The sequence below is a fragment of the Phaeacidiphilus oryzae TH49 genome, assembly GCF_000744815.1.
Taxonomy (GTDB): Bacteria; Actinomycetota; Actinomycetes; order Streptomycetales; family Streptomycetaceae; genus Phaeacidiphilus; species Phaeacidiphilus oryzae.
On record NZ_JQMQ01000005.1, the window covers coordinates 4,089,299 to 4,114,468 of the forward strand.

Sequence of the window (25,170 nt, forward strand, 5' to 3'; positions counted from 1 at the left end):
CGGGCCGTGCATGGCCATGGCCACGGCAAGGTTTCTGACGTACCGTCAGCTCATGGCAGAGGGCGAGGAAACCGAGGTACCAGAAGAGTCCCAGGCGAGGCCGCGAAGCGCTCCCCGCGACACCGCCGCCGATGCCGCCACCGACGCCGGGGCCGAAGACGCCGGCCTGCATGCCGCGCTGGCCGCCCGCGGCCCCTACGGCACCACCGTCGGCAGCGCGCTGATCACCATGGTCGAGCCGCATCCGGGCCATGAGCACGCCTACAACCGCTGGTACGAGGACGACCACTTCATCGCCGGCGCGATGGCCATGCCGCACATGTTCGCCGGGCGCCGCTGGGTGGCCACCCGCGAACTCCAGCTGCTGCGCTACCCCGAGAAGTCGGCGATCGCCCAGCCGATCACCGCGGGCTGCTACCTCTCCACCTACTGGCTCACGCCCGGCCGCTACCCCGACCACATCCGCTGGTCGGTGGAGATCAACAAGCGGCTGAACCGCGACGGGCGGGTCTACCAGGACCGCACCCATGTCTTCACCGCGTTCCAGGAGCACGTGGCCACCGCCTACCGGGACGGCGCCGCCGGACCGCGCGACTTCCACGCCCTCGACCACCCCTACCAGGGCCTGGTCGTCGAGGTGATCGACACCGACACCGCCGAGCAGTCGGCGGCCGCCTACGACTGGCTGATGTCCCGCGGCCTGCCCCGCCGGCTGCCGCGCGGCGGCCCGGCCGCGATGTGCGTCCTCTTCCGCCCGATGCCGCTGCCGGCCGGCCGGATGTCGTACGTCAAGGAGGTGGAGGGGCTCGACACTCGGCTGACCCTGCTCTGGTTCCTCGATCTGCCGCCCCAGGACTGCTGGTCCGCGGCCTTCACCGGACTGGACGAGGAGACCGCAGGCGCCGTCCCGGGTGCGCGGGTCGAGCTGGTCGCCCCGTTCCTGCCGACCGTCCCCGGCACCGACCGCTACGTCGACCAGCTGCGCTGAAGCCGCCATCGGGGCGGGATACGGATTTTTTCGCAGTGGTGGATCGCGGTGTGCGGGGACCCCGTCCGGTACGTCGGGGGTTCGTACCCGACGGGGCCTGCCGGCCCGGGCGCCGTACGAGGGCCTCAGCCCTCGAAGGCGCCCGAGCCGGCGGCGGTCACGAACGCGTTCCAGGCCTCGGCGGAGAAGCGGAGGGCCGGGCCGTCGGGGTCCTTCGAGTCCCGCACGGCGATCGAGGCGGAGTCCGGTACGGCGACCTCGACGCAGTTGCCGTTGGCACCGCTGTGGCTGGACTTGCGCCACTCCAGCCGAGTGGGGACGGTCTGGTCGTTCATTGCGCGTGCTCCTTCGCAATCTTCCCTATCACCACTCGGGAGTCGGCGGGACTGAGCGCCGTGGCCCGGAGGTGTTCGTAAAGCCCGGTATACCGGCGTACGTCCGACTCCTTCTCCAGGTAGAGATCGCTTGTCACTCCTTCGAGGTAAACCACCGCAGTATCTGCTGACTCGGGGAACTCGAGGATGGAGAATGCGCCCGACATGCCCGGGTGGGCACCGGCGCTGAAGCCGATCACCTGAAGATTCACATGTGGCAACTCGCAGAAGGCGGCGAGCTGTTCGAGCTGCTGGCGCATCACCTCGGGGCTGCCGACGATCCGGCGGAGCGCCGCCTCGTCGATGACCGCCCAGAACTCCACGGGGTTGTCCCCGGTGACGCGCTCCTGGCGGCGCATCCGCACCTCGGCCCGCCGCTCGACGGCCTCCGCGTCCCGGTCCGGCTGGATGCCGGCGATGGCGGCGCGGGCGTAGTCCCGGGTCTGCAGCAGCCCCGGGATGAGCAGCGACTCATAGGTCCGGATCGAGGCGGCCTCGTCCTCGAGTCCGATGTAGACGCTGTACGGGAGGTCGCCGAAGGCGTGCCACCAGCCGCGCTGCCGCGACTCGCGGGCCATCGCCATCAGGCCCTCGATCATCGTCTCGTCGGTCACCCCGTAGACGCCGCAGAGATCGCGCACATCGCGCTGGCTGATCGAGCGCCGCCCGTTCTCCAGTCGGCTGATCTTGGACTGGGAGACCAGGAGTTGGGCCGCGACCTCCTCCGCCGTGAGTCCGCGGGCCTCACGCAGCCTGCGGAGCTCGGAGCCCAGTCGCCGGCGCCGAACTGTCGGGTTGATGCTGGCGGACGACACATCGACCTCCGACCGCCGAAATTGGTTGGTATTTCTTCCGCTAGGCAGCATGCCATCGGGCGGAGGGCGTGTGGGAGGGATTTACCCAGCTCATCGCCGAGAAGAGCGGTAATGCGCACGGGACCTGCCGATCTTCGGTGCCAATTCGTCCCGATAGGCGCACCTGTGCCCAGGTTTGACGTTTACTCAGCGGGCGTGAGCCCTGGGCGCGCGTAACGATCTCACGCGCCCCCGGGGCGAACCGCCTCCGGGCATGGCTCAGCGCCGTGCGGCGACTGCGACGCCGCACGGCGCTCGACCACTCGGCCGGCCGACCGGGCCGTCGGCCACCGGCCATCGACCGGCGGCCGCCGACGGGCGACGGCCGGGGCCGATGACCGGCGGCCGGCGGGTACCGGCCGCCGTCCCGCGCGCTACCGGACGGCCGCCCGGGCCATCCCGCGCGCGGCCGGGACCGCGGCGGGCCGCCGGCCCGTGCTCGCCGACCGCGCGGCCGTACCGCGCGACTGCGTGGCCGGGATGCCGTTCTGCACGTCCATGACGGCGTGGGCGACCATTCCGCCCATCGGGTCGTACCGGATCAGGTCACGCAGGCGTGACCGACACGACCGTCCCTCGTTACCCGGGTACAAGTGCTTACCCAGCCCGACCGCGTGCGCCAGCGAAGCCAGCGCGGCCGTGCGGGGGTCCGGGGGTACCCCGGTCCTGATCGCGGCGTCCAGGCGCTCCTTGATCGCCTGGTTCGTGGACTCCTCCGACGCCTGGTACCGGGTCGTCGGGAGCACTCCGCACACCTGTCCGGGAACCGCGCGCACCATTCCGCACCTCTCAAGGTGTGCAAGGTACGTCTGGCGAAGCCCCAAGCGGGGCCCGCCGATCCAGGACACCGCGCGTACCGGGCTGCCGCGCCTGCGCAGCAGTTCGAGCGCGTGGTCCAGGGTCGGGTCTCCGGTCGGTCGCGGCATGACCACGGCGATTCGGTCACCGTTCGGAACTATCCGTCCGGCCAGGGCCAGCTCTACGAGCTGGGCCCCGGCGAGTCCGAGGTCGAGGGTCTGCGGCTGCGCCGTGGTGCCCGTGGCCGGGTCCAGTGCGAGCAACAACAGTTCCTCGGGAATTGTTCTGCGGCTCCTGCCCATCCAAGCCTCCCCGCGTGGATGGCAAACAGAGTGACGCCTCTCACACCCTGCTGTCGAGAGTGCCTTGGGATGGATGGCTGTTTGTGATCTCGGGAACCACCCCGCGAGCTCGAACGTCTGGCTCAGCAGCGGGCGCTGGAAGCTAGGACTCGCGAGGGCTCCGCAAGGCTTCCGCGGACGAATCGGGGTGCGATCGCGCGCAAAGCGTGAAGCCCTGTCGTTCCTTGCGCCGCTTCGGGGAGATTTCCGCCGGATCGGGGGATTCATAGGATTTCGGGGGAAACTGCGGGGTAACAACGGGGTTTACCCCGGTTCGTCGTTCAGCTGGAACGTACGGACCGGGGCTTCGGCGGTGTTGGTAGCGGAATGCGCGCCTCCGGTAGACGATCATGGATGCGTTCCGGTCATGCGCGCGAGGAGGTTGGGTACGTGGGCGGCGAGTCCCGGAGCAAGGTCCGGACGACCGACGGGGACGCAGAGGAGGTCACGGTCGCGGCGGAGAGCGCGGAGAGCGGCGCGGAACGCGCGCCCGATCCGACCCTCCACCTGCGCGCGCAGCCCGCGGCCGGGCCGCGGGACGCCGAGGCGGAACCCGACCCGAAGCCCGCGCCGAAGCCGGGCCACCAGCGCGAGGCGGCGGCCCCGGACGAGCCGGACGGCCCGCCCGCCGCCGAGCACCCCTCTGACGCGCCCTCCCCGGCCGCTCCCCAGGCGGACCGCCCGACGACGGCGTTCCGCCCGCCGAAGCCCGTTCCCGACGCGAAGGCCCCGACGGGGCCCGATGCGAAGGCCCTCACGGGGCCCGACACCCCCGCCGAGGCGCCGACGGACCGGCCGACCGCGGTGTTCCGCGCGCCCAAGGACCAGTCGGCCGCGAAGACACCGGCCACGTCGGCCACGCAGGCTCCAGCCGAGGACGAGGCCGAGCCGGATGTGCCCGGCGGCAGCCAGGCGGACAAACCGACCAGGGCACTCCGCGCCCCCGACGCTGAGTCGCAGGCCGACGCCGCGACCGGGCCGAAGGGGGATCGGCCGACGGCGGTGTTCCGCGCGCCCAAGGACGGCTCTGCCGCGCAGGCCGAGACCGAGGCCGGCGACAAGCCGGACGCGCCTGCCGAGGCGAAGCCGGATCGGCCGACCGCGGTGTTTCGGGCACCCAAGGGCGGGTCGGACGCGAAGGCCCCGGCGCCTGCCGAAGCCGAAGCCCCCGACGACGCGAAGGCCCCGGCGGCTACCGAAGCCGAGGCCCCGGCCGCGCCGAAGGAGCGGGACCGGCCGACTACGGCGTCCCGCGCCAAGGGGGAGTCCGGCGCGAAGGGGTCGGCCGACGCCGAAACGGGATCGAAGGCCACCCCGGCCGAGCCGAAGGGCGCCCGCCCGACCACGCCGCCGCCCGGCGGCAAGGACGAGTCGGACACCCCGGCCGAGCCGAAGGCGGACCGGCCGACGACCGTGCTGCCCGGCGGCAAGGCCAAGAGCCAGGACGACGCAGACGCTGACACCGCGTCGAAGGCGGACCCGCCGACGACTGTGCTGCCCAGCGGCAAGGGGAAAACGGAGCCCCCGTCCCCGTCGAAGGCGGACCCGCCGACGACCGTGCTGCCCAGCGGCAAGGGCAAGACCGAAGCCGACGCAGACGCCTCCGGGAGCGCAGCCGCCAAGCCGGCCGCCAGCGCCAAGCCCGCCGCAGGCGCCAGCGCCAGCGCCGCCGCCCCGCCGGCGGCATCCCGCCGCGGCCCGCCGCGCCGCCCGCCGCCGCGGCGAAGCTGCCGACGCCGCAGCCGTCGCCCCCCGCGCCGCCCGCGCCCCCGAAGCCGCCCGCGCCGCCGTTCACGTCGCCGGAGAGCACCTCCGAGGCCATGCAGGTGCTCGCCTCGCTCTCCGGACGTCCGATGACGCCCCTGCGCCAGCTGGCCAGACGGCTCAAGATCTGGGGCTCCCTGGTCGTCCTGCTGCTGGTCGTCTTCACGGTCGTGCAGTTCGTCCGCCCGCTCCCGGATCCGGCGCTGAAGCTGACCGCCGCCTCCAGCTACGCCTTCGGCGGCACCGCGCCGGCCATGCCGTGGCCGTCCGCCGGCCAGGCCGCCGTCGAGGTCGAGGGCCTCGGCAGCCTGGGCCGCAGCGGCCCGAAGGGCACCGAGGTGCCGATCGCCAGCGTCACCAAGGTGATGACCGCGTACCTGATCCTCCGCGACCACCCGCTCAAGCCCGGCGAGAAGGGCCCGACCCTGTCCGTGGACGCCCAGGCCGCCAGCGACTACTCGACCGGCAGCGCCGAGGGCGAGTCGGTGGTCAAGGTGACGAACCGTCAGAAGATCAGCGAGTACCAGGCGCTGCAGATGCTGCTGATCCCGTCGGCGAACAACATCGCCCGCCTCCTCGGCCGCTGGGACGCCGGCTCGGACCCGGCCTTCGTGCAGAAGATGCAGGCCACGGCCAAGCAGCTCGGCATGGACGACACCACCTACACCGACCCGTCCGGCCTCACCCCGACCACCAAGAGCACCGCCGACGACCAGCTGAAGCTGGCCCGCATGGTCTGGCAGAACGCGGTCTTCCGGGAGATCGTCGGCACCGGCTCGTTCACCCCGCCCGGCGACGGCGTGATGTACAACAACAACGCGGTGCTCTACCAGGACGGCATCGTCGGTATGAAGACCGGCTCGTCCTCGGCCGCGCTCGGCTGCCTGATGTTCGCCGCCGAGTACAAGATCGGCGGCCAGACCCGGACCGTCCTCGGCGTGACCCTCGGCCAGCCGGCGACCTCCTCGGCCTCGATCCTCACCAACGCGCTCAACGCCTCCAAGGACCTGGTGGTGGCGACCGAGAAGTCGCTGGAGTCGCACGACCTGGTGAAGAAGGGCGAGGTCGTCGGCTACGTGGACGACGGCATGGGCGGCCACACGCCGCTCGTCGCCACCAAGGACTCGACGGTCACCGGCTGGGGCGGCCTCTCCGTCCAGCTCGGCATGACGCCGAGCGCCGCCGACGGCAAGGTCCCGCACACGGCGAAGGCCGGCGACCAGGTCGGCTACCTGACGATCGGTTCCGGCACCGGCGAGACGAAGATCCCGGTGGCCCTCCAGTCCGACCTCAAGCAGCCCTCCCTGGGCGCCCGCTGGGCCCACATCTGAGCCTGCGCGACTCGGCTCGGCTCGACCCGCGTCCCGGGGTGCCTCGCGCGCCCCGGGGCGCGGGCGTGCCCCGCGTCCTCCCGCGCGGCGCGGCCGCGTCCTCCGCGTCCCCGCCGCCGCGCGCGAAAGGCCGATTCGGGATGCGTGCCGCACGGGGGCCCGGCAGGGTGGTGACGACTTCGCCCGCAGGCCGCTCGCGCTCGCACACGCCCTCGTCTCGCCCCCGCGCGCGTCCACCGCTCCGAGGAGGTGGCCCCCTGACCCCCCGCATCATCGCCGTCCGCCACGGTGAGACCGAATGGTCCGCCGCCGGCCGGCACACCGGCCGCACCGACGTCCCGCTCAACGAGAGCGGCCGCCGCGCCGCCCGCCTCCTCGGCGAGCGCCTCCACCGCGAGCCGTGGAACGGCTTCCCCGGCGCCCGGGTCCGCACCAGCCCGCTCGGCCGCGCCCGCGAGACCTGCGAGCTGGCCGGCTTCGGCGATCGCGCCGAGACCTGGGACCGCCTGGTGGAGTGGGACTACGGCGACTACGAGGGGATCACCTCCCCGGAGATCCGCGAGTCCCGTCCAGGCTGGGTGCTCTGGCGGGACGGCGTGCCGAACGGCGAGACCTCCTTCCAGGTGGCCAACCGCTGCGACGAGGTGATCGCCTGGGCCAAGGAGGTCGACGGCGACTGCCTGGTCTTCGCCCACGGCCACTTCCTCCGCACCCTGGCCGCCCGCTGGCGCCATCTGGACCCCCTGCGCGGAATGGGCCTCAGCCTCTACCCGTCGGCCCTCTCCGTCCTCGGCCACGAGTACGGCGACCCGGCGCTCACCCTCTGGAACGACACCGCCCACCTCGAACCCTGGTGACGGGGGCGGGGCCGGCTGTCCCGTCCTGCTCTGACATCCCGTCGTCGCTAGCGAACTAGGATGCTAGCATCGGCTTCGTGGCCGACGAGAAACCCACAGCGTCCAAGGCGAAGGACGAGGTCAAGCAGTTCAACGTCTATCTGCCGGTCGACCTGATCAAGCAGGTCAAACACCACGCCGTCGAGGAGGGCAGGTCGCTCTCCTCGATCGTCGCCGACGCGCTGCGCAGCTACCTCGCAGAGGAGTCCTGAGATGAGCAAGCCCACCGACGGAATCGAGGCGGTCTTCTTCGAGACCCACAACTGGGGCCGCGCGGCCCGCTTCTTCCAGTCCCTCGGCTACGAGCTGGAGTTCGACACCGGACACAACTCGGGCCAGCTGCGCAACGGCGAGTCCGGGCCGTACGTCTTCGTCGCCGAGATCCCCGAGGACCGCGAGCCCGGCGTCCGCCTGGTGCTCACCACCGAGGACGAGGCGAGCTTCCGGCCCGGCCCGGACGTCGAACTGGTCACCCCCTTCGAGGACACTCACTACGGCACCCGCGAAGCCGTCGTCCGCGACCCCGACGGCCGCCTGTGGACGGTCCAGGCCCGCAAACCGGCCTGAGCCGGCCTTGCGCGGGCCTGAGCCGCCCTGGGCCGCCCTGGGCCGGGGACTCCGCCGGGGGCCCGGCAAAGGGGGCGCGGGGGCGCTGAGAGCGCCCCCTGTTCCCGATCCGCCCGGCGGGCTTGTGGACGGGCCTGAGCCGCCACGCGCCCTAGCTTCCGCCGGGGTCCCGCGGCGGGGCGCAGAGGCGCCTCGGGCGCGCCCCCAGCGCGTTCCCGGCCCGCCCTGCCCCGTTCGGCTCCGCCAGCGGCGTGAGCGCGAGGCCGGGCCTGAGCCGGCCCCGCGGCTTCGCCTCCGCCCGCCCGATCGCTTGCCTGCCTGCCCGTCCCGTTCAGCGCGCCCTGACCCCCCTGCCGCGCACTGCCCACGCGGCCACGCGCCCACGCGCACCCACCCACCCCCACGCGCCCACCGCCCACCGCCCACGGAGGTCCGCCCCATGCCCGTCCACGACGCCGCCTCTGCCGAGGTCGTTCCCGCCCCCGACCACACCGCCGTGCGGGTCGCCCTCTGGCGTGCCCTCCACCTCACCGAGGACGCCGAACCGCATGTCCTCGAGGACGAGCTCGGCCTGCGCATCGCCGACCCCGCGCCCGGCTGGCGCGAGCGCCCCGACATGGACCCGGCCGGCACCGCCGGCTTCCGCGCCCATGTCGTCGCCCGCGCCCGCTTCATCGAGGAACTGGTCACCGAGCAGGCCGAAACCGCCGGCGTCGACCAGTACATCCTGCTCGGCGCCGGGCTGGACACCTTCGCCCAGCGGAACCCCGAACTCGCCGCCCGCATGGACGTGTTCGAGATCGACCAGCCCGCCCCGCAGGCCTGGAAGCGGGCCCGGCTGGAGGAGCTCGGGCTCGGCGTGCCGGAGCGGCTGCACCTGGTTCCGGTCGACTTCGAGGCCGACGCCGACTCCTGGTGGGACCGCCTGCTCGCGTCCGGCTTCGACCCCGCCCGCCCGGCCGTGGTCGCCTCCACCGGCGTGACCATGTACCTCAGCAAGGCCGCCAACGCGGCCACCCTCCACCGGTTGGCGACCGGACTGGCCCCCGGTTCCACAGCCGCCGTCACCTTCCAGCTGACCATCGACCTCCTTGACCCGGCCGACCGCCCCGGCCGGGAGTTCGCCGAGCGCGGCGCGCGCCGCTCGGGCACGCCGTTCGTCAGCTTCTACACCCCCGAGGAGATGCTGAGCGCCGCCCGCTCCGCCGGCTTCGTGGCGGCCCGGCACGTCTCCGGTGGAGACCTCGCCGCCCGCTGGTTCGCCGATCGCGCCGACGGCCTCCGCCCGTCCACCGGCGAGGACTTCCTCGTCGCCACCACCTGAGCCCCGCCTGCCCCTCAGATCCTCTTCCACCCCCTTCCCGCCTCCCCGCCTCCCGCCCCTCCCGGCACTGGCGTCTCCGCGGTGGCGGAATGCCTACGCCCGCCGGCGTACGCGCCGACGCCGCCCGGTTTGCCACCGCGGAGACCGGCAAGTCGCCTCGCTGTGGCATTCCTTGACCCGCGGGAGGCGGATCATGACCACCGGTTTGATCATCGGCATCGTTCTGGCGGTGCTCGTCGTCCTGGCCATCGCGGCTGTCGCGTTCTCACGCGGCCCGCAGGCCCGCCGCCGAAGGCTGCAGCGGCGCTTCGGACCCGAGTACGACCGGGCGGTGGCCCGGCACGGCGGAGACGCCGGTGCCGGCGAGCGCGAACTCGACGAGCTGCTCCACCGGTACGGCAGCCGGCGGCGTCCGCCGATCCCCGCCGAGCGCGCCGAGTGGTTCCGGACCCAATGGGCCGAGGCGCAGGCGGAGTTCGTGGACGAGCCCCGCGCCGCTCTCACCCGGGCCGAGCACCTGCTCGACGACGCCCTGCGCGAGCGAGGCTTCCCGCTGGAGGACGGGACGGAGCGGACGGCCACGGCGCTGGCCGCGGCCCACGACCCCGGCCTGGCGGAGCGGTACCGCGCCGGCCACGGCCTGGACGGCACAGCGCCCGCGGCCGACACCACCGGTACGACCGATACCACCGGTACGACCGACACCGAGCAGGCCCGCGAGACACTGCTGGACACCCGGCGCCTCTTCGAGACCGTGCTTGGCGCTGATGGCGACAGCGAGCGCCAGCAGCACGCCCCCGTGCGCCGCCGCCTGGTCGGCGCGCTCGCCGGCCGGGGTGGCGAGAGCGACGGTGCCGCCCACGGCCAGGCCGACGTCCACGCCGACACACCCACTCACGCCCGCAACGTCGACCCCGATGCGGAAGGAGGCCGGTCATGACGGAGCAGCAGCAGCCTGATCCGGCCCTGCGCAGGCGCTTTCCCGACAAGCTGATCCCGCAGCGCTCGTCCTCGGAGCGGACCGAGACCGAGGAGGAGGCCGCAGCAGCGAAAGCGGTCCCGGAGGAGGCACCCGCGACAGCGTCCGGCCGCGCCGCCGACGCGCCCGCTGCGGACGCACCCGCCGCCACCGCTGCCACCGATGGCGCCCGAGGCGCCGACCCCGCCACTGCGGGCGCAACGACCGCCACGACCGCCCCTGCCAACGTCGGCACCGCCGCCGCCCCGCATCGACTCGACGGCCCCGCCGACGATGCCGAGGTCCGTGAGCAGTGGCAGCGGATCCTCGCCGAGTTCGTCGACGACCCGCGCGCGTCCGTCGTCCGCGCCGAGGAACTCCTCACCTCCGTCAAGGAGTTGGTCGAGCGCCAGCTCCAGGAGCGGCGGGACGCGCTGACCGCGGCCGCGCGCTCGTCGGACAACGGCGGCGCGCCGAACACCGAGGACCAGCGCCTGGCCCTGGCCGAGGCCGGCCGCCTGATGCGCCGGCTCCTCACTCCGTCCGCCTGACCCGCCTGACCACCCCGCTCCCCTCCTCCCTGTGGCGGCCCCCGCCGCAAGGAGGAGGGGAGTCGGCCGTCAGCCGGGGCTGATCAACGGCCGCGCACAGTCGGCCCATCAGCCCCATCGCTCCCACCTGTCTCGTCGATCCAGTCGGTCGAGCCTGCGGACTCGGCCTGCGGCGCGATCTCGGCGAGGCGCTCGCGCAGGGCGGCGGTGATGAACCGGTGGGCGTCGCTGCCGAGGACGAGCCGCAGTGGCGCCGGGGTCTGCGCGGCGCTCTCGATGATGCGGGCGGCCATCTTGGCCGGGTCGCCGATCGACGGCCGGCTGCGGTCGCCCGCCCCACGGGTCATCGCGGCCGGGGTGCCGTCGTAGGCCGGCATCGGAGTGGCCGACCGGAGGCTGCCGAAGCGGAACTCGGTTCGGGCGCCGCCGGGTTCGACGAGGGTGACCTCGATGCCGAACGGGGCGACCTCCTTGGCCAGCGACTCCATGAACCCCTCGATGCCCCACTTGCCGGCGTGGTACAGCGAGGCGCCGGGGTGGGTGGCCTGGCCGCCGTAGGTGGAGAGCTGGACGATCCGTCCGCCGCCCTGGGCCCGGAGGTGGGGGAGGGCGGCGCGAGCGACCTGGATCGATCCGGTCAGGTTGGTGGCGAGGACGTGGTCGATCTGCTCGTCGGTGAGCTCCTCGGCCGCGCCGAACAGGCCGTAGCCGGCGTTGTTGACGACCACGTCGATGCGGCCCAGGTCGGCGAAGGCGGAGTCGACGACCTCGCGCACCCTCGCGGTGTCGGTGACGTCGAGCCGGGCGACCCACAGCCGGTCGCCGTACCGCGCGGCGAGGTCGTCGACGGAGCCGGGGCGCCGGACGGTGCCGGCCACGCGGTGGCCGTCGGCGAGCAGCCGCTCGGTCAGCGCGCGGCCGAGGCCGCTGTTGACTCCGGTGATGAACCAGGTGGACTGCGACATGCGGGCTCGTTCCTCTCTCGGATCTCAGCTGGTCGACTCCAGGGTCGGCCGATCGCGGGAGGTGCGGGAGGTCCCTGGTGTCACTGCCAGTGACAGGGACAGTCACGCGGAGGCCGCCCGGGCCGGACAGCGCCTACCGTGGACGTATGGCAGCGAGAGCGGCGGAAGCGGCAGGTGACGGCGGCAACGCCCTCGGTGCGTTCCTCCGCGCCAGGCGGGAGCTCGTCCGCCCGGAGGACGCCGGGATCCCCGTCCGCGGGCTGCGGCGGGTGCCCGGCCTGCGGCGCGAGGAGGTGGCCATGCTGGCCGGCGTCAGCGCCCAGTACTACCTGCGGCTGGAGCAGGGCCGCGATCGGAACCCCTCGGTCCAGGTGCTGGAGGCCCTGGCCGGCGTCCTCCAGCTCGACGCCGAGTCCACCGGCTACCTCATGGAACTGGGCCGGCCGCGCACCCGACGGCGTGCGACCCGTCCCGCCGAGCGGGTGCCGGCGGGCACGCTGACGCTGCTGGACACGCTCAACGTCCCCGCCTTCGTCGTCAACCGGTACCGCGACGTGCTGGCCGCCAACCCCCTGGCGGTGGCGCTCTCGCCGCTGATGGCGCCCGGCACGAACCGCCTGATCGCCCTGTTCACCGACCCGCAGGCGGCCGTTTATCACCCCGACTGGGAGCAGAACACCGCCGGCGTCGTCGCCCAGCTGCGCGCCGAGGTCGGCACCGAGACCGACGACGCGCGCTTCCAGGCGCTGGTCGGCGAGCTCTCGCTGAAGAGCGAGCGCTTCCGGCGACTGTGGGCGCGCCACGACGTACGCCGTGGCGGCAGCGACACCGGCGTGATCCACCACCCCCAGGTCGGCGACCTCGACCTGCGGCGGGAGAAGTACGCCGTGGTCGGCGCCGACGGACTGCTGCTGGTCGTCTACCACGCGGACCCGGGCACGGACTCCGCGGAGCGCCTGGCGCTGCTCGCCTCCCTGACGGCCGACGGGCAGCGCACGGGACCCCGATGACCCGCCGGCAGGCCGGACACCACCCCGCCCGATCGCCGAAGGCCCACGCCCCGGCGGCTACCCGCTAGACTGACCCGCGTGCACCCACCAGGTGGGTGCACGCGGGTGTTTGGGATCGCTGTCCGGGTCGCCCACTCCGGTGGGATTTCCCCCGACTTCTCCCATACCTCCCCGCGCCTCCGTAGCTCAGGGGATAGAGCACCGCTCTCCTAAAGCGGGTGTCGCAGGTTCGAATCCTGCCGGGGGCACTCTGTCTGACCAGGGAAAAGCCCCGGGCCATGATCGGCCCGGGGCTTTCGCGTGCCGGATGACATCCGGCATTGACAGCAACGAGGGCGGGCACCGCCGGCCGGGCGGTGCCTCAGCAGCCGGTCCATGTGGCTGATCGCTTCGCGCTGCGTATCCTCGCCGCTCACAGCCGGGTCTTCCTACGCCCCGGCAGCGGGCTGCAAACGCTGGTCCGGGAGATCTGCCACCGCAAGCAGGTACTCGACCAAGCGACGACCGAAGGCCAGGAACTCCACAGCATTGAGTAACGCAGAGTTACGAAATTGGCTCGCTCTCCCCTGTATCGTCGTGGGGCGTGGGTGCGCCCAGAAGCCCGGGGGACGCGTCCGCCGGATCGGGTGTGGTCACTGTAGGTGAACACCCGTTGAGTTGCCTCGGCAAGGGCGCGATGGGCGTAGGCGTGAGCGGCGTGCCGGACAGATGGCCGACAGTACGCTGAGCCCAGTGGGATCGGTCCGCGGCACAGCGTCCAGGAGGTGCTTCATCTCGGCCGAGATGGTTGCCCCGGCGTGGATGCATGAGCAGATCACGGCGGAGGAGTACGAGTCCTGGTCCGATGAGCAGTGCGCCGGCATCGAGATCGTGGACGGGATGGTCGTCGTGAGTCCGACCGCGTCCAAGCGGCACAACCGGCTGGCCCGGATTCTGGCGAACGCCCTGGATGCCGCCGCGGGCCCGGAGTGGAACGCCGACACGGACTTCGACGTCCGGCTCCAGGACGTCCCGCTCACCAATCGGCGCCCGGATGTCGTCGTGTACCGCGCAGACACGATCGACATCACCCCCACTCGCCCCGAGCACGTGCTGCTGGTCGCGGAGGTGGTGTCGCCGGGTTCGGAGACCACCGACCGAATCGTGAAGGTCGACCAGTACGCCAAGGCCGGCATCGGCTTCTACTGGCGGATCGAGCAGGCCGCGACGGGCGTTCCTCTCGTGTACACCTACGTTCTCGACCCCGCGACGAAGATCTATCGGGACGGAGACGTGTTCACCGGCGTCATCAAGTCGGCGGCCCCGTTCCCGGTGCGGATCGACCTCGGGCAGGTCTGACCAGGCGCTGACCATCAGCCGGCAGCGCGTCAGCGATGGGTGCGCGGACGGTCCGACACAGGGCGGCATGAGCCGGATCAAGTGGTTTACCGTGCCGCTCCGACCAGGGGAAACAGCACCGCACGGCAGTGCCGGGCACCACCCGGCAAGGACTCGGCCCCACTTCTGAAGCGGGTGTCGTAGGTTTGAATCCTGCCGGGGGCACCAACCGCCGGGCGACCGGCGCGTACGACGAAGGCCCGGGTCAACGGGGGAGTCCCGAAGGCCTGGGCCTTGATCGTTTCTGGGGGCGGAGGGGTGTCGGCCTGTGTGGGGGGTGGCGGTTCAGGCGTGGAGGACGACCTTTCCGGTGGTGGTGCCGGATTCGGCCAGGCGCATTGCCTCGGCGGCCTGGGTGAGGGGGAGTGAGGCGGCTATCCGGGCGGTGATCTCGCCGCGTTGGAGCGCTCGGAAGACCTCGGTGAGGTCGGCTCGCAGCCTGGACTGGAAGCGGCCGCGGCGCAGGGCTCGGCCGGCCCAGACGTTGAAGAAGTAGGCCCGGCGGCGGTTGGGCAGGGCGTTCCACAGCCATACGCGGCCGAGGAGCTTGAGGACGGGCCACTGCTTGGAGCCCTCCTGGTCGAGGGTGGACGCACTGCCGTAGGAGACGAGGGTGCCGCCGGGCGCGAGCAGCCGCCAGGAGTCGACGATGCCTCGGCCGCCGACGTGGTCGAAGACGGCGTCCACCCCGCGCGGGGCGAGCTCGCGAACGCGGGCGGGGATGTCCTCGGTGCGGTAGACGATCGGGCTCACCCCCCGCTCCCGCAGCTCCGCGTGATGGCGCGTGGAGGCGGTGCCGATCACGTGGGCCCCGGCGGCTTGGGCGAGTTGGACCAGGACCGTGCCGACTCCCCCGTTGGCGCCGTGCACCAGGACGGTCTGCCCGGCGCGGACGCGGGCCTTGCGATGGAGCATCTGCCAGGCCGTGATGCCGTTGATCACCACGGTCTCCGCCTCGGCCGGGCCGATCCCGTCCGGGACCGGCACCGCGTCGTCGGCGTCCAGGACGATGTGGCTGGCCCAGCCGCCCACCTTCAGCAGCGCGGCCACCCGGGTCCCGACCAGACCGGCGCCGGCTCCGTCCCCGGCCGCCACCACGGTGCCGACCATGTCGTAGCCGGGGACGAAGGGGAAGGGCGGCTGGTCGTAGTAGCGGCCGCGGCGCATCTGCTGCTCCGCGAAGGAGACACCGGTCGCCTCCATGCGGACGACGACCTGCCCCGGCCCGGCAGTGGGGACGGCACCCCGCCGCACCTGCAGTTCCTCCGGCTCGACCTCGCCCGGCAGCACTACCTCGATCATCTCTGCGGCGTTCATGGCGACCTCCATCGACTCCACTGGCAGACGGCGTTAGCGCCTGACATGTTCGTTAGAAGTTATAACTCGCAGCGAGGTGACAGGCAAGTGCGTTCGTTATAGGGTCTAACCAAGAGCGTCCGGCGGAGGCGGACATGGCCAGAAGCCGAGAAGCAAGGAAGCACGAACGCAAGGAAGGGGTGAGCGCATGGCTGTCGCGGGCAAGGAGACGCCGCGGGAGCGCTATCGCGCCCAGCTGCGTGCCGAGATCAAGGAGCAGGCCTGGGCGCAGATCGCCGCCGCCGGGGCGCCGGGGGTGTCCCTGAATGCCATCGCCAAACAGCTGGGCATGAGCGGCCCCGCGCTCTACCGGTACTTCTCCTGCCGGGACGAGCTGATCACCGAGCTGATCCGGGACGCCTACCGCAGCCTCGCCGACACCATCCGCGCCGCCGCCGACTCCGGCGCGGACCTGGGCGGACTGGGTCGCGCCCTGCGCGCCTGGGCGCTGGACGACCCCCAGCGCTACTTCCTCATCTACGGCACGCCCGTCCCCGGCTACCACGCGCCGGAGGACATCACCGTGATCGCCGCGGAGATCATGGACGCCCTCCTCGACGCCGCCCAGTCCGGTGAAGCCGCCACCGAAGCCCCGGGCGACTCCCGCCTGGAGGCCCACTTCGCCGAGCACCGCGGCTGGGCGGCCGCCCACCCGGCGCCCCCGGCCGCCCTGCGCCGTGCGCTGCTCTTCTGGACCCGCCTGCACGGCGTGCTCTCACTGGAGTTGGCAGGCCACTTCGCCGGCATGGGACTCGATCCGGCCGAGCTGTACGCCGGCGAGTTGCGCCAGCTGACCCGATAGGCGGCGCGCCTGCGGTTCTCGGACGCCGCCCGGCCGAGACGGTGGGGGGTGCGGGGTGCCTGCCGTCCCGCCGTCGACCTGCATCCGTCCGTGGAGCGCCGAGCGCTAACTCCCCTCGGGGTGCTCGGCCTTCTCGGCCTGCCGGGCCGGCCGGCGGGCGTCCCTCCGGGCTCGTCGCGCCGCGTGGTTGGCCTCCGCCCGCTGCCGGAACGGGGGGTTGCGATCCCAGAAGGTTCCGTACAGGGCGATCGCGAAGAACAGTGCGGCCGTGATGGCGACCTGGATCGTCGCTCCCTCGGTCTACCGGTGGTGAGGAGCCCAGCCCTCCAGGCCGACGAGGGCCACGATGGTGAGACTGCGACCGAACCTCACCAGGAACTTTCGAATTTCCTCACGCGTCACGCGCCGAACAGTAGTGCTCCGCGCCTGTTCGGCGGACGCCGAAGCCGAAACGTGATGATGACGATGCGCCACCGCCGCGGCGCCGGTCGCCACCGATGGGGTCTGCGCGGGGAATTGACAGGTCGTCATCAAGTGCTTAGCGTCGCAGGAATTCAAGAGTGCAACCTGTGTTCATGTGGATGAACATAGGTGGCGCCGAATCGGTCGAGCGACGGGACGATTCCATGCGTATCCGAACTCTGTCGGGCGTTCTGATCAGTGCTGCGGCCGCGATGGCGGTCTGTGCGGGCGGGGCTCTGCCGGCGGCGGCCGCCGTCGGTGCCGGCACCGGTGCCGCACCGGTGCGGGTCACCCCCGCGCTCAGCACCTCCGTCGCCCCGGGCGGGAACTTCGATCTCTCGGTGTGGGAGCTTCAGCTGCCCATCGGATCCCCCGGGTCGCCGACCACGATCTCGCCGTCGCAGCTGGAGGGGGCGAACGGGTTCCAGGACTCCTACTTCTACACCGACACCCGCGACGGTGCGATGACGTTCTGGGACCCGGAGAGCGGGGTCACCACGCCCAACTCCCACTACGCCCGGTCCGAGCTTCGGGAGATGAACAGCGACGGGACGCCGGCCGACTGGTCGCTCAGCGGTACCAGCGAGTTGAAGGCCACACTGCGGGTGGTCTCGGTGACCGACCACGTCTGCGTCGGTCAGATCCACCTCGGCAGCGGCGGCACCTCCACCAAGCCGCTGGCGGAGCTGTACTTCCACAACGACGGATCGATCGTCCTCGGCACGGAGGACTCGCCCTCGGGCGGCCAGACCGACCACCCGGTCGGCAACGTCCCGGTCGGCAAGACCTGGTCCTACACCCTCGGGGTCTCAGGCGGCGAGATCGACCTGACGGTCAACGGCACCACCACCCACTACGCCATCCCCAGCTCCTTCGACGCCTACCGGCAGTACTTCAAGGCGGGCTCCTACAACCAGTCGTCCTCGTCCAGTACGACCAACGGCGCCCGGGTCGCGTTCTACGGGCTCAGCGTCTCGCACAGCGGCTGAGAGCGCGCCCGGCGGCGGCCTCCGCTCACAGGGCCAGGCTGCGGGCGTAGTTGACCCGGTTCATCAGGTCCATCACCTGCTGCGGGGTGCTCACCGGGATGGAGGTGGTGTGGTAGCGGCCGCCGCCGGAGACGGTGATCTGGACGTGGCCGGTCGTCTGGCGCTCCTTCATCAGGAGGAAGAGGAGGCCGACGAAGCAGAAGAGGAAGAAGACCACCGCCAGGACGATCCCGACCGGGGCGATCCGCTCCTCGGTACGGGAGAGGTCGTTGGCGGTCCAGACGGCGCCCTGGAGGGGGATGGGGCCGGCCGGGGTGAGGATCCCGGTGGGCGTCACCGTGATGTCGCCGAGGACGACCAGCGGCTGGACGTTGACGGGCGGCGCGGGCGGATAGCCGTAGCCGGGGGCGGCCGGCGGCGCGGGGTGCGGGTACCCGTACACCGGAGCGCCCGGCGGCTGCGGCTGCGCCGCCTGCCCCGGCGGCTGCGCCTGCCCCGCCTGCGGTGGCCCGAAGGGCGGTGGCGCGGGCGGGGTGCCCGGCTGCCCCTGGGGTGCTCCGGGATCGGGCTGAGGCATCGTCATGGACCGTCGTCCCCCCGCGAGTTGATCCGGTTGCCGGTCTGGGCTCCCAGTCTTTCGCAAGAGGCGCGCGTGCGGTGGGTTTTCTCAGCGCCGCTCGCCGCGCGCGGAGTCCAGCTCGGCGATCAGGGACCGGACCCGCCGCTCGATCTCGTCCCGGATGGGGCGGACGGCGGCCACGTCCTGGCCGGCCGGGTCGGCCAGCTCCCAGTCCAGGTAGGTCCGGCCGGGGAAGACCGGGCAGGTGTCGCCGCAGCCCATGGTGATGACGTAGTCGGAGGCGCGGACCGCGTCGGGGGTGAGGAGCTTCGGCCGCTGGGCGGTGATGTCGATGCCGCGCTCGCGCATCGCCTCCACGGCGGAGGGGTTGAGCCGCTCGGCGGGGACGGAGCCGGCCGAGCGGACCTCGACCCGATCGCCGGCCAGGTGGCCGAGGAAGCCGGCGGCCATCTGCGAGCGGCCGGCGTTGTGGACGCAGACGAAGAGGACGGAGGCTCGGTCGAATTCGGGCACGGATTCAGGCTCGGATTCGGGCACGGATTCAGGCACGGGACTCCTTAAGCGGTGGGGCGGGCGCGGCCCCGGCGGTCTCCGCCTGCGCGGCGGAGGGCTCGGGCGGGAAGAACCGGCGTGCGGCGAGCGACACGTAGACCAGGCCGATCAGCGCGGGCACCTCGATGAGCGGGCCGACGACCCCGGCCAGGGCCTGGCCCGAGGCGGCGCCGAAGGTGGCGATGGCGACCGCGATGGCGAGTTCGAAGTTGTTGCCTGCCGCCGTGAAGGCCAGCGTGGCGGCGCGCGGATAGTCCAGGCGGACCGCCTTGCCCAGGGCGAGGGAGCCGGTCCACATCAGCGCGAAGTAGGCCAGCAGCGGCAGGGCGATCCGGGCCACGTCCAGGGGGTGGGAGGTGATGGCCCGGCCCTGGAGGGCGAACAGGACGACGACGGTGAACAGCAGGCCGTACAGGGCGAACGGGCCGATCCGGGGCACCAGCCGGGTCTCGTACCAGGCGCGGCCCTTGGCCCTCTCGCCGAGGCGGCGGGTGAGGAAGCCGGCGGCCAGCGGGATGCCGAGGAAGATCAGTACCGAGCGGGCGATGGCCCACACCGAGACGTGCAGCGCGGTCTGCTGCAGACCGAGCCAGCCGGGCAGCACGGAGAGGTAGAACCAGCCCAGGGCGGAGAAGGCGATCACCTGGAAGACCGAGTTGAGGGCGACCAGGACGGCGGCGGCCTCGCGGTGGCCGCAGGCCAGGTCGTTCCAGATGACCACCATGGCGATGCAGCGCGCCAGGCCGACGATGATCAACCCGGTCCGGTACTGCGGCAGGTCCGGCAGCAGGAGCCAGGCCAGGGCGAACATCAGTGCCGGGCCGACGAGCCAGTTGAGCACCAGGGAGGGGATGAGCAGCCGGCGGTCGCGGGTGACCGCGTCCAGCCGGTCGTAGCGGACCTTCGCCAGCACCGGGTACATCATCACCAGCAGGCCGAGGGCGATCGGCAGCGAGACCCCGGTCACCGTGACCCGCGCCAGTGCGCCGCCGAGGCCGGGGATCAGGCGTCCAAGTCCGAGGCCGAGGGCCATCGCGACGAGGATCCACACCGCGAGGAAGCGGTCGAGGAAGGACAGCCGGGCGGCCACCGAACCGCCGGCCGTCGCCTGGCCGCCGCCCACTGCCGGGTCGCCGCCCGTCGGGCGGTCCGCCGCCGTCACGACGTGCTCCCGGCGGGGGAGGGCGCGTTCTCGGCGGGGCGGGTGAGGATCGCGGCCAGCCGGTCGGTGGTCTCCGGGAGCAGCCGGTAGTACACCCACGTCCCGCGCCGCTCGCCGTCGATCAGCCCGGCCTCCCGGAGGAGCTTCAGGTGGTGGGAGATCGTCGGCTGGGAGACCTCGAAGGCGGGGGTCAGATCGCAGACGCAGACCTCCTCGCCGTGCCGCGAGGCGATCAGCGAGAACAGCCGCAGGCGGACCGGATCGCCCAGGGCCTTGAACACCTTGGCCAGGTCGGCGGCGTGCGCCTCGTCCAGGGGCGCCGCGCGCAGCCCCGGGCAGCAGTCCTCGTCCAGGACGACCAACTCTTGATTAGACACACTTCTATGTTGACATCCATCGATCCAGGGGGCAACCATGGCTGTATCGACAAACGTCGATTCAAGCTGTGAGGAGATCGCCATGTCCCGTGTGCAGCTCGCCCTCCGCGTCGCCGACCTTGAGTCGTCGATCGCCTTCTACTCCGCGTTCTTCGGCGTCGAGCCGGCCAAGCGGCGCGCCGGCTACGCCAACTTCGCCATCGCCGAGCCCCCGCTCAAGCTGGTGCTGATCGAGGGCGCCGAGGGCGAGGAGACCCGGATCGACCACCTCGGCGTCGAGGTCGGCTCGACGGCCGAGGTCACCACCGCCACCGTCCGGCTGAAGGAGGCCGGGCTGGCCACCTTCGAGGAGAAGGACACCTCCTGCTGCTACGCCCTCCAGGACAAGGTCTGGGCGCACGGCCCGGGCAAGGAGCCGTGGGAGGTCTACGTCGTCAAGGGCGACGCCGACACCTTCGGCAAGAGCGCCGCCGAGTCGCCGGCCACCGCCGGCGCGGCCCGCGAGACCGGCGCCGCCGGCGCGCAGGCCGAGTGCGCCTGCGGCGGCTGAGCGGCGGGTCATGCGTACAGGTGAGGATGCCGGGCGCATGGCGCACAGCGGCGGACGGATCCGGATGGTGAGGGCCGGAGCGGGGTAGCCCCACTGCCGTGATGGCAGTTGTTCATGGTGTGCTGCATGCGCTCCGGATCACCGGGGCGATGGCCTGGGAGATCGCCTGGGCGCTGGTGCTCGGGTTCGTGCTGTCCGCGGTCGTGCAGGCGGTGGTGCGGAAGTCGACGATCGTACGGCTGCTGGGCGACGCCCGGGCGCGGACGCTGGGCGTCGCCGCCGGACTCGGGGTGGCCTCGTCCTCCTGCTCGTACGCGGCGGTGGCCCTCGCCCGCTCGCTCTTCCGCAAGGGCGCGGACTTCACCGCCGCGATGGCCTTCGAGATCGCCTCCACCAACCTGGTGGTCGAACTCGGCGTGATCCTGGCCCTGCTGATGGGCTGGCAGTTCACGCTGGCCGAGTTCGTCGGCGGGCCGATCATGATCGTGGTGCTGGCGGTCCTCTTCCGGCTGCTGCTCAGGGAGCGGTTGCTGCGGGCGGCCCGCGAGCAGGCCGAGCGCGGGGTCGCCGGCTCCATGGAGGGGCACGCGGCGATGGACATGTCGGTGGCCGGCGAGGGCTCGTTCGCCCGGCGGCTGTTCTCCCGCGACGGGTTCACCTCGGTCTCCCACGTCTTCGTGATGGAGGGGGCGGCCATCCTCCGGGACCTGGTGCTGGGCCTGCTGATCGCGGGCGCGATCGCGGCCTGGGTGCCGGACTCCTTCTGGCGCGGGTTCTTCTTCGCCGGGCATCCGCTGGCCTCGAAGCTGTGGGGCCCGCTGATCGGGCCGGTGGTCGCGATCGTCTCGTTCGTCTGCTCGATCGGGAACGTGCCGCTGGCGGTGGTGCTGTGGAAGGGCGGGATCAGCTTCGGCGGGGTGGTGTCCTTCCTCTTCGCCGACCTGCTGATCCTGCCGATCCTCAACATCTACCGGAAGTACTACGGCCTCCGGACGGCGCTCTTCCTCCTCTGGACGTTCTACCTGGCGATGGTGGTGGCCGGGTACGCGGTCGAACTGGTCTTCGGCGGCGCGGGGTTGATCCCCGACCAGGCCCAAGCGCGGATTCCGGCGGAGGGGGTCACCTGGAACTACACCAGCTGGCTCAACATCGCCTTCCTGGTGCTGGCCGCGGTGCTGGTGACGCGCTTCCTGCGCACCGGAGGCCGGGGGATGCTCCGGATGATGGGCGGGTCCCCGGACGGTGGGGAAGGGGAAGAGCATCCGCATCAGCACGCCCACCAGCACTAGCGCCAGCGCCAGCGCCACCAGCACGGCCGAAGGGAGCCGGACGGTGTTCTTGGAGCGGACCGGGCGGCTGGAGCTGCGGCCTCCGGAGGCCGCCGACGCCGGGGCCTTCGCGGCGATGGACGCCGACCCGGAGGTGATGCGGTACATCGGCGACGGCTCGGTGCCGCCCGCCGACCCGGAGCTGATGGCCGCGCGGATCGCCCGGGCCCGGCGGTCCTGGCAGGAGCGCGGCTACGGACTGGCGTCCGTGCTGCTGCGGGAGAGCGGGGAGGTCGTCGGCTGGGTCCAGCTCGCACCGCCGCTCTTCCTCCCCGAGGTGCTGCCCGCCGTGGAGATCGGCTGGCGGTTCCGCCGGGACGCGTGGGGGCACGGCTACGCCACCGAGGCGGCCCGGGTGCTCCTCCGGGTCGGCTTCGAGGAGGCCGGTCTGGACCGGCTGCTGAGCATCCGGCATGTGGAGAACGCCCGTTCGGCGCGGGTGATGGAGAAGCTGGGGCTGCGGCTCCGGTTCGAGACCGCGGTGCCGGCCGGCGGGCCGCCGGTGGCGGTGCACGCGCTCACCCGGGCCGAGTGGCTGTCGGGACCCCGTGTCTGAGCGGTGCCGGGGCCAGAGCTCAGAGCCGGCGGATCCAGGCGGCGATGCCGTGGCCGACCGCGAGGTAGATGACCGCGGCGAGGGCGTCGTTGAGGAAGAGCCGCAGGCCCTCGGGGTTCATCGTGAAGATGTCCTGCGACCAGGTGGCCAGCCCGTTGGCGAGGCCGCGGACGAAGTCGACGAAGCCGTTGCCCTCGTTGGCGCCGAGGAAGTGGAGGGCGAGGAAGAGCGCGATCAGCCCGGAGGCGATGTAGCCGAGCGTCTGGATGACCAGCGCCCAGCGGTCCTGGGCGACACCGTCGCGCCGGGGGCGGCGCGGGGGCTCCGAGTAGCGCGGGGGCTCCGAGTAGCGGGGCGGTTCGGAGTAGCGCGGCGGCTCCGGGTAACGGGCCTCCGGGTAGCGGGCCTCCGGGTAGCGCGGCTCCGGCGCGGGCTGGTCGGGGTAACCCCCGTAGGCCTGCTGCCGGGGCTGCGGCTGCTCGTACTCGTAGCCGGCGCGCGGCGGCGGGGCGCCGTACGGGCGCTGGGCTCCGGAGCCGGAGCCGGGCGCGGGGCCGTTGGGCCGGTAGGGGTCCGGCGGTACCTGCGGGGCGCCCGAGGGCCCTGGGGAGTAATGGCTCACGGACCCTCCCTACACGAGCCCGCGGTGGCGGGACAATGACCCGTCCACAGCCCTCCACGAACTCATCGCATGCCCGCCGTACTCGCTGCCGCCCCGGCCGCGGCCGCCGTCACCGCCGCATATCCTGCGAACCGCAGGACCCCACCGAAAGCGACCCGCCATGACCGACGAGAACGTCCGGAACCTGGAGGAGGGCATCCAGCGCGACCTGCGCGAGGAGCTCACCTACTCCGGCTACCTCCACCTCGACCGGCTGCTCGACGCCCAGCACCCGCTGAGCGAGCCGCCGCACCACGACGAGCTGCTCTTCATCATCCAGCACCAGACCTCCGAGCTGTGGTTCAAGCTGCTGATCCACGAGCTGCGGCACGCGATGGCCCGGATGGCCGCGGACGACCTGCCGCCGGCGCTGAAGTCGCTCGCCCGGGTCAAGCACATCCAGCGGCAGCTGCTCGACCAGTGGTCGGTGCTGGCGACGCTCACACCGAGCGAGTACGCGGAGTTCCGGGACTCGCTGGGCGCCTCGTCCGGGTTCCAGTCCGCGCAGTACCGGATCGTCGAGTTCCTGCTCGGCAACAAGAACGCGCAGATGATCGAGGTCTTCGGCTACGACCCGGAGCGGCAGGCCGAGTTGGAGCGGGTGCTGCGCGAGCCGAGCCTGTACGACGTCTTCCTCGGGCATCTGGCGCGGATCGGCCACGCCGTGCCGGCGGAGGTGCTGGAGCGGGACGTGAGCCGGGCGCATGTCTTCACCGAGTCGCTGCTGCCGATGCTGCGGGAGATCTACGAGCACCCCGAGAAGAACTGGGAGGCCTACGAGACCTGCGAGGAGCTGGTGGACATCGAGGAGAACTTCCAGCTGTGGCGGTTCCGGCATCTCAAGACGGTGAGCCGGATCATCGGGTACAAGCGGGGGACAGGCGGGTCCAGCGGGGTGGCCTTCCTGAAGGCGGCCCTGGACCTGAGCTTCTTCCCCGAGCTGCTCGCCGTCCGCACGCAGATCGGAGCCTAGCCGCTCCGCGCGGGACGGCGCCGCGGGTCACGCCGGGTTGTGCCAGCGCCAGCCGGTGCGGCGGGGGCGGCCGGGGAGGGGGCGCGGCCGGTCGCCCAGAGGAGGGTGGGCCAGGGGGCGGCCGTGCGCGGGACGTCGGGGAAGAGGGCGGCGAGGACGGTCGCGCAGGCTTCCTCCGGCGGGGTCCAGGCGAGGTGGAGGCCCGCCGCCAGGTCGTCGGTGTGGACGAGCGTCTCGACCGCGCCCATCAGCGCGAAGCCCGCCGGCGTCGTCGCCCCGAAGACGTGGTGGGCCCGCCGCTCCGCCGGCGCCGTCCGCACCATGGAGGCGAGCAGCGCCCCGCAGGAGGCCAGCACCCGCAGCATCCCGTCCCGCCCGGCGGATGGGTCGGCGTGGACGGTGTTGGCGGGCCCGCCCGCCCGCTCGGCGCTCCAGCGGAACGGCACCTCGGTGCCGAACTCGCCCGCCGGCTCGGCGAGTTGGGCGGCGTATGCGAAGAGGTCGTCGGCCAGGTGCTCGCCGGTCTCCCAGCAGGTCCACTCCAGCGGGCCGGCCTTCGCCGCCCAGGCGTCCGCCGCCGCCGGCGCCGCCCGGAGGGTGTCCAGGGAGCGGGCGAGCACCCCTTCGAGGAGTTCGGCGGCGTCCGCCGCCGCGCGCGAGTGATCGTCCACGGGCGCCAGGGTACGACGCGGGGGCGGGCGGGGGGCCGGCCGCTGCCACCGGT

At 72.6% G+C, this 25,170-nt stretch carries 28 protein-coding genes and 1 tRNA gene; 18 read left to right on the top strand and 11 right to left on the bottom strand.

Annotation, left to right across the window (positions count from 1 at the left end):
• The first annotated feature begins 52 nt into the window (after positions 1 to 52).
• On the top strand, positions 53 to 988 hold the full coding sequence (locus BS73_RS21875; RefSeq protein WP_235215489.1) for a hypothetical protein: 936 nt from the start codon (positions 53 to 55) through the stop codon (positions 986 to 988).
• A 125-nt stretch (positions 989 to 1,113) separates the two neighbouring features.
• On the opposite strand, the gene BS73_RS21880 is transcribed toward BS73_RS21875, so the two are convergent.
• The 3 genes from BS73_RS21880 to BS73_RS21890 all read right to left on the bottom strand — a co-directional run bounded on the left by BS73_RS21880 (position 1,114) and on the right by BS73_RS21890 (position 3,316).
• Complete coding sequence (locus BS73_RS21880) at positions 1,114 to 1,323, bottom strand: DUF397 domain-containing protein (RefSeq protein WP_037575007.1); 210 nt, start codon at positions 1,321 to 1,323, stop codon at positions 1,114 to 1,116.
• Complete coding sequence (locus tag BS73_RS21885; RefSeq protein ID WP_037575009.1) at positions 1,320 to 2,177, bottom strand: helix-turn-helix domain-containing protein; 858 nt, start codon at positions 2,175 to 2,177, stop codon at positions 1,320 to 1,322. Before BS73_RS21885 ends, BS73_RS21880 begins: the two co-directional genes overlap by 4 nt.
• Positions 2,178 to 2,590: 413 nt before the next feature.
• Positions 2,591 to 3,316, bottom strand: coding sequence for a GOLPH3/VPS74 family protein (locus tag BS73_RS21890; protein WP_037575011.1), 726 nt, complete (start codon positions 3,314 to 3,316; stop codon positions 2,591 to 2,593).
• A gap of 366 nt (positions 3,317 to 3,682) precedes the next feature.
• Here BS73_RS21890 and BS73_RS21895 point away from each other — a divergent pair, with 366 nt between their 5' ends.
• From BS73_RS21895 to BS73_RS34925, 8 genes are all read left to right on the top strand, one after another.
• Entirely contained in the window at positions 3,683 to 5,212 is a 1,530-nt protein-coding gene (locus tag BS73_RS21895; RefSeq protein WP_152617684.1) for a hypothetical protein, read from the top strand.
• Positions 5,209 to 6,450 carry a D-alanyl-D-alanine carboxypeptidase family protein gene (locus BS73_RS21900; RefSeq protein WP_037580593.1) on the top strand — a complete coding sequence of 414 codons (1,242 nt, stop codon included), beginning with the start codon at positions 5,209 to 5,211 and terminating at the stop codon, positions 6,448 to 6,450. The genes BS73_RS21895 and BS73_RS21900 overlap by 4 nt, the downstream gene beginning before the upstream one ends.
• A gap of 257 nt (positions 6,451 to 6,707) precedes the next feature.
• Positions 6,708 to 7,307, top strand: coding sequence for a histidine phosphatase family protein (locus tag BS73_RS21905; protein WP_037580594.1), 600 nt, complete (start codon positions 6,708 to 6,710; stop codon positions 7,305 to 7,307).
• Positions 7,308 to 7,384: 77 nt separating this feature from the next.
• Entirely contained in the window at positions 7,385 to 7,558 is a 174-nt protein-coding gene (locus tag BS73_RS21910; RefSeq protein ID WP_037575015.1) for a ribbon-helix-helix domain-containing protein, read from the top strand.
• Between the two features lies 1 nt (position 7,559).
• Positions 7,560 to 7,913, top strand: a complete 354-nt coding sequence (locus BS73_RS21915; protein WP_037575018.1) for a VOC family protein — start codon at positions 7,560 to 7,562, stop codon at positions 7,911 to 7,913.
• A 439-nt stretch (positions 7,914 to 8,352) separates the two neighbouring features.
• On the top strand, positions 8,353 to 9,237 hold the full coding sequence (locus BS73_RS21920; protein WP_037575020.1) for a class I SAM-dependent methyltransferase: 885 nt from the start codon (positions 8,353 to 8,355) through the stop codon (positions 9,235 to 9,237).
• A gap of 193 nt (positions 9,238 to 9,430) precedes the next feature.
• Positions 9,431 to 10,177, top strand: a complete 747-nt coding sequence (locus tag BS73_RS21925; RefSeq protein ID WP_051940252.1) for a hypothetical protein — start codon at positions 9,431 to 9,433, stop codon at positions 10,175 to 10,177.
• Positions 10,174 to 10,746 carry a hypothetical protein gene (locus BS73_RS34925; RefSeq protein WP_051940254.1) on the top strand — a complete coding sequence of 191 codons (573 nt, stop codon included), beginning with the start codon at positions 10,174 to 10,176 and terminating at the stop codon, positions 10,744 to 10,746. Before BS73_RS21925 ends, BS73_RS34925 begins: the two co-directional genes overlap by 4 nt.
• 83 nt (positions 10,747 to 10,829) lie before the next feature.
• Here BS73_RS34925 and BS73_RS21935 read toward each other — a convergent pair whose 3' ends face one another.
• Positions 10,830 to 11,711: an SDR family oxidoreductase gene (locus tag BS73_RS21935; RefSeq protein ID WP_051940256.1), complete on the bottom strand. Its 882-nt coding sequence runs from the start codon at positions 11,709 to 11,711 to the stop codon at positions 10,830 to 10,832.
• Positions 11,712 to 11,857: 146 nt separating this feature from the next.
• On the opposite strand from BS73_RS21935, the gene BS73_RS21940 reads away from it, so the two are divergent.
• From BS73_RS21940 to BS73_RS21955, 3 genes are all read left to right on the top strand, one after another.
• Positions 11,858 to 12,721 carry a helix-turn-helix domain-containing protein gene (locus BS73_RS21940; protein ID WP_037575022.1) on the top strand — a complete coding sequence of 288 codons (864 nt, stop codon included), beginning with the start codon at positions 11,858 to 11,860 and terminating at the stop codon, positions 12,719 to 12,721.
• A 175-nt stretch (positions 12,722 to 12,896) separates the two neighbouring features.
• Positions 12,897 to 12,969, top strand: a tRNA-Arg gene (locus BS73_RS21945).
• Positions 12,970 to 13,492: 523 nt separating this feature from the next.
• Positions 13,493 to 14,059, top strand: a complete 567-nt coding sequence (locus BS73_RS21955; RefSeq protein ID WP_037580598.1) for a Uma2 family endonuclease — start codon at positions 13,493 to 13,495, stop codon at positions 14,057 to 14,059.
• 324 nt (positions 14,060 to 14,383) lie between these two features.
• Here BS73_RS21955 and BS73_RS21960 read toward each other — a convergent pair whose 3' ends face one another.
• Positions 14,384 to 15,415, bottom strand: a complete 1,032-nt coding sequence (locus BS73_RS21960) for a medium chain dehydrogenase/reductase family protein (protein ID WP_037580600.1) — start codon at positions 15,413 to 15,415, stop codon at positions 14,384 to 14,386.
• Positions 15,416 to 15,602: 187 nt separating this feature from the next.
• On the opposite strand from BS73_RS21960, the gene BS73_RS21965 reads away from it, so the two are divergent.
• Entirely contained in the window at positions 15,603 to 16,256 is a 654-nt protein-coding gene (locus BS73_RS21965; RefSeq protein ID WP_037575028.1) for a TetR/AcrR family transcriptional regulator, read from the top strand.
• 626 nt (positions 16,257 to 16,882) lie between these two features.
• Complete coding sequence (locus tag BS73_RS21970; RefSeq protein WP_037575030.1) at positions 16,883 to 17,707, top strand: polysaccharide lyase family 7 protein; 825 nt, start codon at positions 16,883 to 16,885, stop codon at positions 17,705 to 17,707.
• 25 nt (positions 17,708 to 17,732) lie between these two features.
• Here the strand turns inward: BS73_RS21970 and BS73_RS21975 are convergent, their stop codons facing one another.
• From BS73_RS21975 to BS73_RS21990, 4 genes are all read right to left on the bottom strand, one after another.
• A complete protein-coding gene (locus BS73_RS21975) occupies positions 17,733 to 18,290 on the bottom strand; it encodes a hypothetical protein (RefSeq protein WP_037575033.1) in 558 nt (185 codons plus the stop codon).
• Positions 18,291 to 18,374: 84 nt separating this feature from the next.
• A complete protein-coding gene (locus tag BS73_RS21980; RefSeq protein WP_037575036.1) occupies positions 18,375 to 18,800 on the bottom strand; it encodes an arsenate reductase ArsC in 426 nt (141 codons plus the stop codon).
• Between the two features lie 28 nt (positions 18,801 to 18,828).
• Positions 18,829 to 19,962, bottom strand: a complete 1,134-nt coding sequence (gene arsB / locus BS73_RS21985; protein WP_037580602.1) for an ACR3 family arsenite efflux transporter — start codon at positions 19,960 to 19,962, stop codon at positions 18,829 to 18,831.
• 35 nt (positions 19,963 to 19,997) lie between these two features.
• The gene (locus tag BS73_RS21990; RefSeq protein WP_037575040.1) at positions 19,998 to 20,378 is read right to left on the bottom strand and encodes an ArsR/SmtB family transcription factor; all 381 of its coding nucleotides are present in this window, start codon (positions 20,376 to 20,378) and stop codon (positions 19,998 to 20,000) included.
• Between the two features lie 82 nt (positions 20,379 to 20,460).
• Between BS73_RS21990 and BS73_RS21995 the strand changes: the two genes are divergently transcribed.
• The 3 genes from BS73_RS21995 (at position 20,461) to BS73_RS22005 (ending at position 22,812) form a co-directional block, all read left to right on the top strand.
• Positions 20,461 to 20,928, top strand: a complete 468-nt coding sequence (locus BS73_RS21995; RefSeq protein ID WP_037575042.1) for an ArsI/CadI family heavy metal resistance metalloenzyme — start codon at positions 20,461 to 20,463, stop codon at positions 20,926 to 20,928.
• A gap of 101 nt (positions 20,929 to 21,029) precedes the next feature.
• A complete protein-coding gene (locus BS73_RS22000; protein ID WP_037575043.1) occupies positions 21,030 to 22,217 on the top strand; it encodes a permease in 1,188 nt (395 codons plus the stop codon).
• Positions 22,218 to 22,260: 43 nt separating this feature from the next.
• Complete coding sequence (locus tag BS73_RS22005; protein ID WP_037575045.1) at positions 22,261 to 22,812, top strand: GNAT family N-acetyltransferase; 552 nt, start codon at positions 22,261 to 22,263, stop codon at positions 22,810 to 22,812.
• Between the two features lie 19 nt (positions 22,813 to 22,831).
• On the opposite strand, the gene BS73_RS39815 is transcribed toward BS73_RS22005, so the two are convergent.
• Positions 22,832 to 23,434, bottom strand: coding sequence for a hypothetical protein (locus BS73_RS39815; protein WP_235215490.1), 603 nt, complete (start codon positions 23,432 to 23,434; stop codon positions 22,832 to 22,834).
• Between the two features lie 160 nt (positions 23,435 to 23,594).
• On the opposite strand from BS73_RS39815, the gene BS73_RS22015 reads away from it, so the two are divergent.
• Complete coding sequence (locus BS73_RS22015; RefSeq protein ID WP_037575046.1) at positions 23,595 to 24,446, top strand: tryptophan 2,3-dioxygenase; 852 nt, start codon at positions 23,595 to 23,597, stop codon at positions 24,444 to 24,446.
• Here BS73_RS22015 and BS73_RS22020 read toward each other — a convergent pair.
• Positions 24,443 to 25,117 carry a hypothetical protein gene (locus BS73_RS22020; protein ID WP_322987289.1) on the bottom strand — a complete coding sequence of 225 codons (675 nt, stop codon included), beginning with the start codon at positions 25,115 to 25,117 and terminating at the stop codon, positions 24,443 to 24,445. The genes BS73_RS22015 and BS73_RS22020 overlap by 4 nt on opposite strands.
• Between the last annotated feature and the right edge of the window lie 53 nt (positions 25,118 to 25,170).

Excerpts from the sequence above, each read along its gene's own strand:
- BS73_RS21875 (WP_235215489.1), top strand. The coding sequence starts at position 53 with ATGGCAGAGGGCGAGGAAACCGAGGTACCAGAAGAGTCCCAGGCGAGG.
- BS73_RS21880 (WP_037575007.1), bottom strand. The coding sequence starts at position 1,323 with ATGAACGACCAGACCGTCCCCACTCGGCTGGAGTGGCGCAAGTCCAGC.
- BS73_RS21890 (WP_037575011.1), bottom strand. The coding sequence starts at position 3,316 with ATGGGCAGGAGCCGCAGAACAATTCCCGAGGAACTGTTGTTGCTCGCA.
- BS73_RS21895 (WP_152617684.1), top strand. The coding sequence starts at position 3,683 with ATGCGCGCCTCCGGTAGACGATCATGGATGCGTTCCGGTCATGCGCGC.
- BS73_RS21900 (WP_037580593.1), top strand. The coding sequence starts at position 5,209 with ATGACGCCCCTGCGCCAGCTGGCCAGACGGCTCAAGATCTGGGGCTCC.
- BS73_RS21915 (WP_037575018.1), top strand. The coding sequence starts at position 7,560 with ATGAGCAAGCCCACCGACGGAATCGAGGCGGTCTTCTTCGAGACCCAC.
- BS73_RS21920 (WP_037575020.1), top strand. The coding sequence starts at position 8,353 with ATGCCCGTCCACGACGCCGCCTCTGCCGAGGTCGTTCCCGCCCCCGAC.
- BS73_RS21925 (WP_051940252.1), top strand. The coding sequence starts at position 9,431 with ATGACCACCGGTTTGATCATCGGCATCGTTCTGGCGGTGCTCGTCGTC.
- BS73_RS34925 (WP_051940254.1), top strand. The coding sequence starts at position 10,174 with ATGACGGAGCAGCAGCAGCCTGATCCGGCCCTGCGCAGGCGCTTTCCC.
- BS73_RS21935 (WP_051940256.1), bottom strand. The coding sequence starts at position 11,711 with ATGTCGCAGTCCACCTGGTTCATCACCGGAGTCAACAGCGGCCTCGGC.
- BS73_RS21940 (WP_037575022.1), top strand. The coding sequence starts at position 11,858 with ATGGCAGCGAGAGCGGCGGAAGCGGCAGGTGACGGCGGCAACGCCCTC.
- BS73_RS21960 (WP_037580600.1), bottom strand. The coding sequence starts at position 15,415 with ATGAACGCCGCAGAGATGATCGAGGTAGTGCTGCCGGGCGAGGTCGAG.
- BS73_RS21965 (WP_037575028.1), top strand. The coding sequence starts at position 15,603 with ATGGCTGTCGCGGGCAAGGAGACGCCGCGGGAGCGCTATCGCGCCCAG.
- BS73_RS21970 (WP_037575030.1), top strand. The coding sequence starts at position 16,883 with ATGCGTATCCGAACTCTGTCGGGCGTTCTGATCAGTGCTGCGGCCGCG.
- BS73_RS21975 (WP_037575033.1), bottom strand. The coding sequence starts at position 18,290 with ATGACGATGCCTCAGCCCGATCCCGGAGCACCCCAGGGGCAGCCGGGC.
- BS73_RS21995 (WP_037575042.1), top strand. The coding sequence starts at position 20,461 with ATGTCCCGTGTGCAGCTCGCCCTCCGCGTCGCCGACCTTGAGTCGTCG.
- BS73_RS22000 (WP_037575043.1), top strand. The coding sequence starts at position 21,030 with ATGGCAGTTGTTCATGGTGTGCTGCATGCGCTCCGGATCACCGGGGCG.
- BS73_RS22015 (WP_037575046.1), top strand. The coding sequence starts at position 23,595 with ATGACCGACGAGAACGTCCGGAACCTGGAGGAGGGCATCCAGCGCGAC.